The 13,041-nt window shown below is 51.8% G+C and carries 10 protein-coding genes and 2 pseudogenes; 5 read left to right on the top strand and 7 right to left on the bottom strand.

Annotation, left to right across the window (positions count from 1 at the left end):
* Positions 1-28: 28 nt before the first annotated feature.
* Positions 29-760 (bottom strand): annotated as a pseudogene (locus V3W40_RS34710) (PAS domain-containing protein); the annotation flags it as partial.
* 1,335 nt (positions 761-2,095) lie between these two features.
* On the opposite strand from V3W40_RS34710, the pseudogene V3W40_RS14565 reads away from it, so the two are divergent.
* Positions 2,096-2,289: pseudogene (locus V3W40_RS14565) on the top strand (transposase); the annotation flags it as partial.
* A 443-nt stretch (positions 2,290-2,732) separates the two neighbouring features.
* Here the strand turns inward: V3W40_RS14565 and V3W40_RS14560 are convergent.
* The 3 genes from V3W40_RS14560 to V3W40_RS14550 are packed head-to-tail and all read right to left on the bottom strand — an operon-like array spanning position 2,733 to position 5,295.
* Positions 2,733-3,170, bottom strand: coding sequence for a hypothetical protein (locus V3W40_RS14560; protein WP_218188802.1), 438 nt, complete (start codon positions 3,168-3,170; stop codon positions 2,733-2,735).
* 59 nt (positions 3,171-3,229) lie between these two features.
* On the bottom strand, positions 3,230-4,618 hold the full coding sequence (locus V3W40_RS14555) for a sensor histidine kinase (RefSeq protein ID WP_065939513.1): 1,389 nt from the start codon (positions 4,616-4,618) through the stop codon (positions 3,230-3,232).
* Positions 4,618-5,295 (bottom strand): response regulator, encoded by a 678-nt coding sequence (locus V3W40_RS14550; protein ID WP_017530590.1) that lies wholly within the window; start codon positions 5,293-5,295, stop codon positions 4,618-4,620. Before V3W40_RS14550 ends, V3W40_RS14555 begins: the two co-directional genes overlap by 1 nt.
* A gap of 126 nt (positions 5,296-5,421) precedes the next feature.
* On the opposite strand from V3W40_RS14550, the gene V3W40_RS14545 reads away from it, so the two are divergent.
* A protein-coding gene (locus V3W40_RS14545; RefSeq protein ID WP_330215213.1) for an IS5 family transposase occupies positions 5,422-6,275 on the top strand; the annotation gives its coding sequence in 2 pieces (ribosomal slippage) (positions 5,422-5,770 and positions 5,770-6,275; 855 coding nt in all).
* 156 nt (positions 6,276-6,431) lie between these two features.
* On the opposite strand, the gene V3W40_RS14540 is transcribed toward V3W40_RS14545, so the two are convergent.
* The 3 genes from V3W40_RS14540 to V3W40_RS14530 all read right to left on the bottom strand — a co-directional run bounded on the left by V3W40_RS14540 (position 6,432) and on the right by V3W40_RS14530 (position 8,739).
* On the bottom strand, positions 6,432-7,013 hold the full coding sequence (locus V3W40_RS14540; RefSeq protein WP_065883890.1) for an NADPH-dependent FMN reductase: 582 nt from the start codon (positions 7,011-7,013) through the stop codon (positions 6,432-6,434).
* 122 nt (positions 7,014-7,135) lie between these two features.
* A complete protein-coding gene (locus tag V3W40_RS14535) occupies positions 7,136-7,879 on the bottom strand; it encodes an SDR family NAD(P)-dependent oxidoreductase (RefSeq protein WP_056861412.1) in 744 nt (247 codons plus the stop codon).
* A gap of 2 nt (positions 7,880-7,881) precedes the next feature.
* Entirely contained in the window at positions 7,882-8,739 is an 858-nt protein-coding gene (locus tag V3W40_RS14530) for an SDR family NAD(P)-dependent oxidoreductase (protein ID WP_056861411.1), read from the bottom strand.
* A 149-nt stretch (positions 8,740-8,888) separates the two neighbouring features.
* On the opposite strand from V3W40_RS14530, the gene V3W40_RS14525 reads away from it, so the two are divergent.
* The 3 genes from V3W40_RS14525 to V3W40_RS14515 all read left to right on the top strand — a co-directional run bounded on the left by V3W40_RS14525 (position 8,889) and on the right by V3W40_RS14515 (position 12,819).
* Positions 8,889-9,848, top strand: coding sequence for a LysR substrate-binding domain-containing protein (locus V3W40_RS14525; protein ID WP_330215212.1), 960 nt, complete (start codon positions 8,889-8,891; stop codon positions 9,846-9,848).
* A gap of 256 nt (positions 9,849-10,104) precedes the next feature.
* Entirely contained in the window at positions 10,105-11,748 is a 1,644-nt protein-coding gene (locus V3W40_RS14520; protein ID WP_065883894.1) for a GMC family oxidoreductase, read from the top strand.
* A 324-nt stretch (positions 11,749-12,072) separates the two neighbouring features.
* Positions 12,073-12,819 carry an AAA family ATPase gene (locus tag V3W40_RS14515; RefSeq protein WP_083203152.1) on the top strand — a complete coding sequence of 249 codons (747 nt, stop codon included), beginning with the start codon at positions 12,073-12,075 and terminating at the stop codon, positions 12,817-12,819.
* The last annotated feature ends 222 nt before the right edge of the window (positions 12,820-13,041 follow it).

Genomic DNA, 13,041 nt, shown 5'->3' with positions numbered 1-13,041 from the left:
GCTCATGCTGCAAATGGACATCCACAAGGGCACCTACTACCCGAAGCGGTGAGCCGGAGGAGTCGCGCCGAGTCTGACCTCTCGCTCTGAACCACCGATACTCGCCGCTCTTCATCTTCAAGCGATACTCGATGTCAAAGGGCGTTTTACCAGAACGGTCGCTTAGGTGAGCACCAAAGGCGGTGAGGCTTTGCTCCTTATCGTCCGGATGCAGCCTGGACGCCCAGCTATCCAAAACATCCGGGAACTCCTCCACCGTTTCAAAGCCGAGCAATCGCCGGAACTGAGGAGACCACCAGAAAGGGTTCTTTGGATTTACCGGGTCTCCCGAGATAACTTCCATATCCCACAACCCGTCCGAGAGCATCTCCCTGGCCAGTTCAAATCTGGTGATGATTACCTCGTGTTCCTGGTCGCGCTCAAGCTGATCATGGATATCACGCAGAGAACCAGCTACACGTATAGGCATGCCGCGATCATCCCGTAGAGTTTCTCCTTGGGCATAGAACCAACGGTATGAACCGTCTTTCATCGCGAGCCGATTTTTCACTTTATAAGGTGTGTGCCCGGACTTATCGTTCAGATGGCGGGCAAAAGCATCAAGAGTGGCTTGCTTGTCCTGCGGATGCAGGCGATCAGCCCAACTGGCTAAAACATTTGGGAAATCGCGCTCATCTCTGAACCCCAGAAGGTTTCGTAGTTGCTGAGACCACCAAAAGCGATTTTTAGGGTTCACGGGGTCGCCGGCAACTACTTCCATATCCCAAAGCCCCTCGCTAGAGGCTCGGTTCACAAGATCAAACCTGACCTCATGCGCAGAAGCGGACAACGCTGCCTCGCGAAGCAGCTCACGGGCTGCTTCCAATTCATGCTCAAGCTCAGATATACGGGACTTGGAGCCGCGATCGAGTGAGTCAAAAGTCCTCCAAGCACCAAGAACTGCAGCGCTTTCAGCGCACCCGTCTACTTGTGGCGGTACCCCGCAAGTGATTGCAGCTACCAGTTGTTGAATAGCGCGACGATCACGGCGCCTTTTGAAGAAGATAGTCATGACGATTGGACTCATAGATGTTGCGGGCCCTATCCATGGCACCTTGCCATCTATATCGTCATGAACGAAAAAAACTGTACACGGATTTTATACTTGTACATATTTATCCAGCGATTATTTTTAAGCTCGACGAAAACCTTTGATTGATCCTTTCACTGGAATGAGTAAGCAGTGGATCAGAGGTAACCGTGCGGTAGACACGTCTTGACGAAATCATCTTAGGCCGATGGCGCGAGCAAGACGTGGAGCATTTAGGAGCTTTTGGTGTCCGGGAGAGAGCCTTTAGCCCAGTGGTCAGATGCTTCGCCGCCCAGATAAGGCAGAACCTCGCGGGCCGCATCTGCGAACCGAGTAGTACTGTTCGCTCCTTGCCGTTGTCTTTTGGAATGCGCTTTTCCCGTACAGGTGGCGGGAAATACGACCCTGAACACAACCGGTTCCAGATGCGGTAGAGGTTATGATCGCGTTGCCGATCAAAGTCCGTGTGCTCTACCGCATTACGCACAGAGCGACGTAAACCGATTCAGTGTGCGTCCGAATTCAAGACTCTCATTCAAGACTCTCATTCAGGACTTAAAAACACTGGATGGTGCTGGATTTCAGGGGTTCTTGCCGGAACGAAAAAAGGACCCGAAGGTCCTGATTTCAATCGCTTGCAGAATTCAGTGGAGCTCTGCAGCGCAATACTTGGAGCGGGAAACGAGACTCGTATCTGGTGTCCGACTCATTGAAATATAAGGGGTTTCTTTTCTTGCCGTAGCAGGAAAAGACTTAATTCTGGACTTGTATTTGGGGAATAACAAGGGCTAAGAAAGCGTGATTCCGGGCTGCTCTATTTGCTTCTACCCATAACCAGCCGGACGGGAGCGTCCGGTCTGGACAATTACTCACTAATTTCTTAGGTAACTAGATGGGGCCGTGAAACTGCTCCTGCTGTAGCGCCCCTACGAGTTTAATGAACCGTATCCTGGAACTGCGACCTAGGGTTTGTCTGAAAAGTCGCTTTGGCTAAGATGACGTGCTCTGGTTGCTGGGAGGGCCGTTATGGCAGGCCGATATGAAATCTCATCTGCACGTTGGGCGATGATCGAATCCATCGTTCCCCTCCTCAACGCATGGGACGCCCAAGGCGCGATGACCGTCAGATGCTTAACGGTATCTTCTGGATATTGTGCTCGGGCGCCAAATGGCGGGATCTTCCAGAGCGCTTTGGGCCTTGGAAGACTGTTTGTGACCGCTGATGACGGATTGCCCCTGTTGCGGACGGGACGCTTACCCGGTCAGCTCGCGAATTACCCAGAGCCAATGATCGTTTACGTCACAACAGCCCGGGTCAGCTAAATATTAGCAACTGGATCAATCTCGCTCCAGCGCCAACAATGGTCTTTCAGCATGGCCACGCCTACCGACACTTGGCCAATCGGTCACCATTATTCAGAGCATATTGCGATCAAGCTTTACGGCTCCGTCCGATACCCTGATGCATTCAAACACCCAACCATAGAATGCTACCTACATTTAGGCCCACTACTCCTAAGCGACAAGTCGGCTCCTCGCTGCATCGACTCTATGCAGGCGACTGGCAAACGGCTCATTGCATATGTCGCCGTTGACCTATAAAAGCAGATTGAACAATTATGCGGGATTTTTCCAATAGTACTTGGAGTACTCACGGCATGAACTAGAGTTCGTTAGCGCAATTTATATCGCCGTCAGCCCAGCGCTTGATATCACTTATCTTCGGCGATCTAGCACCGACACTCAAGATGTTCTTTGTTGTGTACAACCTGACCTGTGCTTTGTTCGCATCATGTCTTTCTATTTCAATTAGGGCGTTGTTAATCAACAGTCCTTCCGAAAGGAGCTTTTGATTGATCTCACCTTCACTGCGCTCATCGCTAAACTCGCTTAATACGATGACCGGCTTTCCTGTATATGTCTCATGTTCCAGGCATTGTCTTGCCATTAGTCTTAAGTTTCGATAAGTATCGGAGGGCGTCTTCTCGCTAGTGAAGCTGCCGTCATAAGATGAATGACTACTTTTTAATTCGCTGACGGTTATAGCGCACCCGCTGATTGAGATAGAAAATAATAGTATAGGCAAGGATAAATATTTCAATTTCAACTCCATTGTTCTGGTATGGGCCCTCCGCCGGGCAGGCATCAAATCATGCTTTTTCAGTCGGAATTGTGTTTTGGAAAATCAACAGTCGCCAGGAGTCCACCCTCTGCAGATGTACTTAGCCATACGTTGCTGTTGTGCTGCAGTGCAACCGCTTTGACTATTGCGAGCCCCAGTCCGCTGCCGCTTTGCATTTGATTGGGCTCGCGAAAAAACCTATCGAAGACTCGCGCCCTTAATTCAAATGGAATGCCAGGGCCTGCATCTGAGACACGTAGCTGAGTAGATTTATCAAGTGATCGCACATCTACCTCAACGCGTCCGCCCTCAGGGCTGTACTTCACGGCATTTTCAATTAAGTTATCAATCAGCGACATAAGGCGTTCCCTGATGCCATTGATCCAGCTTTCACCATCAGAGTAGAATTCAAGTTCAATCCTACGCTCAGCCGCTAGGGGGGCCAGCGCAGCCATTTGCTCTTGTATGAGGGTCGTCAGCGGCACAGCCTCCATAACAGTGTCGATGCTTGCTTCGCTATGCATCAGCAGCAATAACTGATTGACGAGACGCGCAGCACGGCTATTGCTGCGAATAATCCCTGCAAGCAGCTCCTGTTGATTAGTGCTGCTTACATAGGACTGCAAAGCCTCAACATTGATTCGCATTGCAGCCAGGGGAGTACGCAGCTCATGAGCGGCATCTGCAATGAAAACCCGTTCCCTCTCAGAACTTGCTCGCACTCTGGCAAGAAATAGATTAGTCGCGTCCACCATTTGGCGAAGCTCTATCTGCTTTGGTCCTTCTTTTAAGGGGGAGAGATCTTCTAAAGTTCGCAAAGAAATACCATTTATCACCTTGCTCCAAGGGCGCATTGCAATACGGACTGATAGCCATGCGGGAAAAAAAAGAAAAGGAATGCACACCAGCAGCGGCAATATGTAGTATCCACGAGAGTTCAGGTATATGAAGAAGTTCCAGCCTCCGGCAGGGGTAATAAGTGTTACCTCCGCGTCGGAGTTCCCTGATTTGAGAGTACGGCTATTCCAGCTGCGCCCCTCACTCTGAATGCTCTGAATTTCTCCATACCTGCTATTTGTTACTCCTGTCGGAGCACCATCAGATGAATAAATTATCTTTCTATTCTTACGAACAATGAGGCTGATTGACAGTTTGGGATCTTCACCTCCGCCATAACCTTCCTGCAATGCTTCGCTGAACTTTTTCAGCACGGTAGTGAGGTCCTGCGGGCGATCATCCATGCGCTTAACTAATGTAAGAATGGTTTCGTAAGTATTGCTACCCGTGAGCATAGAGGGGCTTCGCAAGTTCTCCCACAAAATGTAGGTCAGAAAAAGACACCAAAGCAGTGTAAGTAGTAGCATCTGGGCGAGTATAATTCGTCTTACAAGCGTTGGAGTTTTCAAGTTGAGCCAAAAATTTCGCATCAACCAATCCCTTTCTGAATTGTAGCGGTATCAATGACATACCCCACACCCCGCACCGTTCGCACATAGCCTTCGCCGATTTTGCGACGCAAATTTCCCATATGCACATCCAGCGGATTACTCATATTTTCTTTCGCGCCGAATAGCCTTTCCTCCAGAAAACGTCGTGTAAGCACGCGGTCAGCGCGCATCATTAAAATTTCAAGCAGGGCGTATTCACTTGCCGTTAAATCAACATTACGTCCACTAACTGTCACGCGACGAGTCGGCATATGAAGAAATAATCCTCGAATTTCTATCACCTCATTTTGAAAACCGTAACTGCGTCGGGCCAGTGCTCTCACCCTAGCCAACAACTCGGCGAGAACAAATGGTTTTACCAGATAGTCGTCTGCACCCGCATCGAGCCCACACAGGCGATCTTGCAGAGTGCCTCTTGCAGTCAGGATGATGACGGGGATCCCCCTGAACTGCTGACGTAAGCATGCTACCAGGCTCATGCCGTCACCGTCGGGCAGTCCGAGGTCGAGTAGCACAAGTTCTGGCACGCAGACATCGAGCTGATGCAACGCATCTACTTTTCGGCGAACCCATATGACATCTAACCCTTGATCTGCAAGTGCGATACGAACGCCATTGCCGAGATCCAGGTCGTCTTCGATTAGGAGAATTTTCACAATAGTTACGTTATCAAAAGTGAATGAAGAACGTCTGAAGAAAAAATATATTAGGAAATCTATTATGATTTGTCTGAAAAGTCTCTTTGGCTAAAATGATGCCCTCTGATTGCCAAGAGGGCCGTCATGACAGGCCGCTATGAAATTTCATCTGAGCGTTGGGCGATGATCGAAGCCATCGTTTCTCCTCCTCAACACATGGGGCGGCCAAGGCGCGATGACCGCCAGATGCTTAACGGAATCTTCTGGATTTTGTGCTCTGGTGCCAAATGGCGAGATCTTCCAGAGCGCTTTGGGCCTTGGAAGACCGTTTACCAGCGTTTCCGACAATGGCGTGACAACGGCACTTTTGAGCAGGTTCTGCGCCATTTACACCTTCGTTTGTGCGAAGATGGCTTTATCGATCTGAATACCTGGATGGTCGATTCGACATCGATTCGAGCTACCCGAGCGGCCAGCGGTGCTGGAAAAAAAGGGGCCCGCAAGAACCGCAACACCACTGCCTAGGCCGTAGCCGAGGCGGATTGACCACCAAAATACATCTCGCCTGCGACAGCCATGGCTTCCCCCTGGCTGTCATGTTGTCGCCCGGTCAAGAAGCCGACTCGCGCTATTTCATGCCGCTACTGGAACAGATCAGCCTGCCAGGCAGCAAGGGTCGTCCGCGTAAGCGTTGCCGATGTGTACTGGCGGACAAGGGCTATGACAGCCAGATACTGCGTCAGTACTGTGACCGCTACGGCATGCAGCCGATCATTCCCTTGCGCAAGATGCATCGCAAGCCTCGACCAGGCCTGCCTCGACTGTTCGACAGGCCACAATATAAAAAGCGCAACGTGATCGAACGGCTGTTCAGTTGGCTCAAAGAAAAGCGTCGGCTCTGTACGCGATACGAAAAACTGGCGAGCAGCTTCAAAGCCATGATTACACTGGCCTGTATCAAGAAATGCTTGCGGGCTGACTTTTCAGACAAACCCTAAGTCGCGCACCGTCATCGGTTCGCTGGCATGATCCAGCGCCTGGATGATCGCTCAAAGGACTGCTTTCGGCCATTAGCGGACACTAAGGCCGTACGTGAAACCTGAGACGACTCATACAACGCCTTAGATCAGCCAAAGCAGAGAGTTTCTAGCACCCTAGATTAAACCCGTTGACTTGGCGGTATTGATTTCGACCCATGCAGCAAAGGCGTCAATGAATTTTTTCAAGAACTGAGTAGTTCCGTCGTCATTCAAATTTCCGCCTGGCCCCAGTAGCCTTGTCGCCCCACCGATATACGCTTCCGGCTGCTGCAAAAGTGGCATGTCCAGAAATACCATAGACTGACGTAAATGATGGTTAGCACCGAAGCCGCCGCTGGCACCGGGCGATACGCTTACGATAGCTGCGGGTTTGCCTGCCCACACAGACTCGCCGTAAGGGCGAGAACCAATATCAATGGCGTTCTTCAATACACCAGGAACTGACCTGTTGTATTCGGGAGTGAAAAACAGTACTCCATCTTTCGACGCCATATTTTGGCGAAAACGAGTCCAGGCTTCAGGGGCACTCTTACCGTTTTCTTCCAAGTCTTGGTTAAACAGATTCAGTTCATTGATCTCGACTATTTCTAATAAAAGGCTCGGTGGCGCAAGCGCGATTACTTCTTGAGCAAATAGGCGGTTCAACGACTCTTTGCGCAGGCTGCCGACAATGACGGCAATCTTTTTAGGCGACATGATGGGACCTTGATTTAAGTGGCTTTAAAGGGGGTAATCAATTTGAAAAGAACAAAAAAACGGACGTCGAACGGTGGCCGAACGATGAGGACTGCCCCACCGCCTGGTCATGTGGGTCTGCCCTATACTTTGGCGGCGCCGTTGACAACCAGGTGATGACCGGAAATCCAAGCTGCATCGTCACTTGCCAGGAAAAGCACGGCGCCTTCGACATCGGCGACAGAGCCCAAGCGCGCAAATGGCGACAACTGTGCCAATGCCTGATAGTCATTTTCCTGAAGGTTTGCGATGACACCGGCGTCACGTAGCGGCCCCGGTACCACACCGTTCACCGTGACGTTACGCTTGCCCATTTCCTGCGCGAGACATTCAACGTAAAGCCGGCCGGCGGCTTTGCTTCCGGCATACGCGGTGAAGCCTGCGTTCGGTACGATCGTCGTAGTGGACGAAATCACGATGATGCGTCCACCATCGGTAACATGGCGCGCACTTTCGCGAAGCGTATAGAAGGTGCCAAACACATTGGTTTTGGTGACAGCCTCGAACATCGCGTTATCGATTTCCGTGATCGGTGTGTCGATAAGCTCCCGCCCGGCATTGGCCACGACAATATCGATGCGCCCAAATCGAGCCAGCACTGCTGCGAATATGGCTTTGACAGCGTCCGGGTCGCTGATGTCTCCCCCGATGGCCATTGCTTGAGCGCCCTCAGCAACGAGAGCCTCGACATTTCGGTCGGCTGCGGCAGCGTCAGTGTTGTACGTCAACGCAACGGAAGCCCCCTCTCTGGCAAAACGACGTGCCAGGGATAATCCGAGCCCGCGCGATGCGCCGGTAATCAGTACAACTTTGTTGGTCATTCGCATGATCAGATTCCGTTGATGCTGCGTTCTGTAGAGGTTGCGTTGCCCTGCCACTGGACAAGTTCCTGCTCGACTTTGGCCATTTTTGCACGCATTCCGCCCATCGCATCGGCACCCAAGGCCGCGTGTACGGGTGGATGATCCGCCTCCATCAGGTTGATAATCGCCAAAGCCCCTTTTCCTGGAACATTCGGCTGCTTACCTTGCAGACCACCTATAGCTACACGGAACTTACCGACGGGTGTGCCTTCATAGTCATCGATTTTTTGCTCGACGTAAGCCAGTGAGCGACCCGCAAATTGGGTCTCGAATACACCGATGGTCAACACAGTCGTGGCGATGTTAAAGGGTGCAAGTTCACCTGCCAGTGCTTCCCCCAGGATGTCAGTAGCGCCCTTAGCGGCCGAGTACACGCCCATGCCCGGGTAGCCAATGAAGCCACCGATTGCGGAGAATTGAATGATGTGCCCGCTGCGCTGCTTGCGCATCGCAGGGGTTACAGCGCGAATGATGTTCAGGCCGCCAAAGAAATTCAGATCGAATACACGCCGCGCTTCTCGATCCGTCATTTCTTCAACTGCACCCACTGTGCCAGCACCCGCACAGTTGGCGACAATGTCGATACGTCCAAAGTGATCCAGCACCTGGGCCACCCCCGTTTTGACCGCCACATCGTCTGTCACGTCTACCAAAACGCCCATGCCCTGCGCAGCATGTTTACCGTTATAGAAATCCACTTCTTCTTGCTTGCGAAAGGTGGCTGCGACTAGCGCACCTTTTTCCAGCAGTTGATGCACTAACTCGCGCCCCAATCCCGATGAGGCACCAGTAACGAGGACGACTTTGCCATTTATTGATTTCATTCTCTGCTCCGGGGTTTGGCTATTCACCGGATGTTAGGTATTGGGCCTCCCCCCAACAAGCCGGTTTGGCCAGATTCAACTTCCCGCTCATTGGACGCTCCTTCCCAGCGAAACATTGCCAAATAACCACATAGTTCTAGACGGTACCCTTGGAACTCTTCAAGATTAAAAATTGCCTTCCTATGATTGGGCCATACGTGAATCGGCTGGACCTGAACGATCTGTTTATTTTTGTCAATGTGGTCGATCGCGGTGGGTTTACTGCCGCAGTTGCAAGTACCGGTATGCCCAAGTCAACGCTTAGCCACCGCATGCAACAATTGGAGGGCGAATTAGGTGTGCGTTTGCTCAGCCGAACGTCGCGTCGCTTCGGTATGACCGAGGCAGGAGAAGAGTTTTACCAGCACGCGCTGGCCGCGCTGCGAGAAGCGGAGATGGCAGAAATGTCAGTGCGTCAGCGGTTGTTGGAGCCCGTCGGGACCATCCGGTGTACCGCTGGAGTCGCGACCATGAATTTCGCCATGGCGGGTATGATCGCTGACTTCCTTCGTGTCTATCCCAAGATCAATATGGTCGCTCATGCAGCCGATCGAACCATCGATATTGTTGGCGAAAATTACGACGTCGCCATCCGGGCGCATGAGGCTCCATTGCCGGACTCCGATCTTGTCCAGCGCATGCTCGGGGTCGCTCTCTGGTTTCTGTTCGCCGGATCAAGCTATCTGGCCGAACATGGCGCACCGGCCACGCCAGCGGAGCTAAGCAGCCACGCCTCGATTTTCTTTGCGCGAGCTAATGCCCCCATGAACTGGCGGTTGCGCCATGTCACTTTATCGATCGAAGAAATTGCTGTGCCCATCATGCCGCGGCTGCAAAGCGAGGACATGCTCAGCCTGCAACATGCAGCTATCAGCGGGCTTGGGATTGTGGCCCTGCCGAGTTACATCGCGCGGGCGGCCGTTGCGCGTGGTGAGCTTCATCGAGTTCTGCCCGAATGGATAGCTGGCGATGCCAGGATCACTGCACTGGTACCTTCCCGCAAAGGATTACTGCCGTCAGTACGTGTTTTCTTGGATCACTTGGCTTCGGAGTTTCCCAAGATCCTCTAGCTGTAAAGCCATCCTTAATACGCTGGGCAAATCGTTGCAGCGGCTTCTCCGTGAATACAGCACGTTTTTTTACCGAATACAGCAACTACGGCGGCACTACCGAGCGGGTAGGCGCCGAAGATAGGGGGAGTTCTCGACGTCCATTCCACCGGACACAGATTCCAGAAACCCCGTCTTGCTGGGTCAGGTACGCGTTCCTACCATGGTTTCTTGCCTCTCATCCTCGACGGCACTAACGATACCTGATCTGGAATCTATGACTTTGACAATCACACGACGCGGCGCGATAGCTTTGGGAGCACAGGCAGTGCTGGTTGCAATGACGGCAGGCGCTGCTACGTTTGCCTCTAGTGCAACGCGCAGCTCCAGTAAAACTAAAGAGACCCCTCGGACTGGCAAGCAGTTTGACGTGGTGATCGTCGGTGGTGGATCTGCCGGTGCCGTCCTTGCAGCACGTCTCAGTGCCGACCCGCTGCGCAGTGTGCTGCTGCTCGACGCAGGTCCCGACTTTGCGCCCGACCGGTATCCAGCAGTGCTGACGAACGCCGACCTAGTTGCCGCCTCTCCCGAATACGACTGGCATTACCATAGTGACGACTCAGCTCGGATAGGTCACGACATAGCCATCCCACGCGGCCGAGTGATCGGTGGTAGCTCCGCGGTCAATGCTGCTGTGGCGATGCGTGCGCGTCCTGCCGACTTTGCGCGCTGGGCCGGACGCGGAATCGAAGGTTGGGCTTGGCCGGAAGTGCTGTCCGCCTACCGAACGATGGAAAACACGCCAACTGGCGAAGATGCATGGCATGGCCGTACCGGCCCATTTCCAGTGCGTCAGCGCACTGCTGCGCAGAATACTATCTCAATGCGTGCTTTCGTGGCGGCTGCCGAGTCAGTTGGACTGCCGCTCGTGGATGACTTCAACGGCGCGCGCCAGCACGGCGTAGGTCCCTACCCGTTGAATGTCATCAACGGCACCCGAATCAATACCGGCATGGCTTACCTGAGTGCAGACGTGCGGGCTCGCGCCAACCTCACTATCCGCGGCCACGCTGAAGCCGACCGCGTCCTGATAGAACGAGAACGCGCCATAGGTGTATTGCTAGTAGACGGCGAGATAGTTCCAGCCGGCGAAGTAATCTTGTCGGCCGGTGCCATAGGCAGCCCCGCTATCCTGCTACGCTCCGGTATCGGCCCACAAGGCCATCTTCGCGAGATGGGAATCGCCACCGTCGCTGATCTACCGGTAGGTGAACGGTTGCAAGAACATCCGTTTTTCTTCAACGTCTACGCGCTGAAGACCTCCGCAATTGCTATGACCCCAGCCGGCGGCGCCATCGCCTGGACTCGTTCGCAACACGCCGCACCGGACGATCTGGACTTACATATCTCCGGTACACACCTGATCGACCCAAAGGCAAGCCCTACCGGCGGTGCGATAGTGCTGGCATGCGCCGTCACATTACCTAAATCCAACGGTAGCGTACGCTTGACCAGCCGTGACCCCCGAGTTGCGCCGAACATTCGGTACAACTTTTTTGAACAGGAAAATGACTTGGATCGCATGGTCGAAGCTGTAGAACTGTCTCGCAAGATTGGCCGCAGTGCACCGTTTGCTGACTTGGTTGACCATGAAATGACACCGGGTAGCAGCGTACTTGAAGGCAAGGCTTTGCGACAAAACATCGTAAACAATGTCGCCGGCTATCAGCACCCCACGTCGAGCGTGCCGATGGGCGCGGACGGTGACAAGGCCGCCGTAGTCAACAATTGGGGCGCGGTGCGAGGTATCGCGGCACTGCGTGTTGTGGATGCCTCTATCATCCCGGATATCCCATCGGTGGCGACAAATCTTACTACTATCATGCTAGCCGAACGCATTGGTGCCCACCTGACTCGATAATTTCCCCGAACGCAGCGTAAAACTGGAGCATCAATGATTGGATCGCTAAAGCCGAACTCTGCAATAAGAACCATAATCTGAAATTGAATAAAATATACGGAGACCGTTGAGCAAACGCCGTCAATAGACGATAAATTGCAAATTAGAAGTTTGGCCGAAACAGCGCCGCAACTGCGGCGCGAGCCAAGAATGGTTTATTTTTATGTCGGACATATCTAGTGCTTATAAAAAAGAGCCAAACTACAGAAAGACTATTTATAATTACCCTAAGTATCACACATATAACTATAACCATCAAATAAGATAAATAAAGCCAGGAAGTTAATGCCTTACATTAAGAGAATTGAAATCTTAGAGAACTATAGAGAAGAGAATAATTTCCCCTTCTATTTGCCTTCAATTCAATCAATTAGCAAAATCGAGCTTCATCCCGTGATAAATTTTTTCGTTGGAGAAAACGGTAGCGGTAAGTCAACCCTCTTAGAGGCTATTGCAGTTTCATGTGGCTTTAATCATGAGGGAGGCAGTAAGAATTTCAAGTTTTCTTCCAGCGATGAAAAATCCCTACTGTCCAAGGCATTGCGCTTGTCACGCACAGCAAAGCGACCTCGAGATGGCTATTTTTATCGCGCAGAAAGTTTTTATAATGTAATTACAGAGATGAATAAGTTGGATTGCGGACCTGGCGGGCCAGCTATTAAGGACTCATACGGGGGAAACGATCTTCATACGAGGTCTCATGGGGAGGCTTTTATGGATCTGATTTTACATCGATTCGGAGGAAACGGATTGTATTTACTAGACGAGCCTGAATCTGCGCTATCTCCCCAACGCCAATTATCTCTGCTGGTACGTATAGCGGAACTCGCAAAACAAAATTCGCAGTTCATAATTGCAACTCACTCACCAATTTTAATTGCTTACCCGGGCGCCAGAATTTGGGAGTTTACCAATAGTGGATTGGTAGAGAAGGAATATTCAGAAACTGAAAACTACCTAATTATGAAAAGTTACTTTGCTAACCCTGAAAGCTTTATGAGCAAACTATTTGATGAAAAGCATGATTTTTAGTTAGTTCAGGCACTGAAGAACATCGATGGCTAGAGCGTTTATCAAGATCGCTGGCGCAAAAAAATGAATTGTTGCCGATCGCGGCTTAATAAGTACGACGGCATTATTGCCTTGTTTAGCGTAGATCGAGATGCCGCCGATTTTGAGGAGAATGGCCACTTCTTGCCGAAAGCGGTAGCCTGGTACGGCAGGTTTCGGCTAGAAGCGCACTCGACAGTTAGC

It is taken from the genome of Pseudomonas sp. AM8 (assembly GCF_036346475.1).
Classification (GTDB): Bacteria; Pseudomonadota; Gammaproteobacteria; order Pseudomonadales; family Pseudomonadaceae; genus Aquipseudomonas; species Aquipseudomonas marginalis.
The sequence above is the reverse complement of the archived record's forward strand: the minus strand, read 5'-3'. Positions and strand labels throughout refer to the sequence as shown.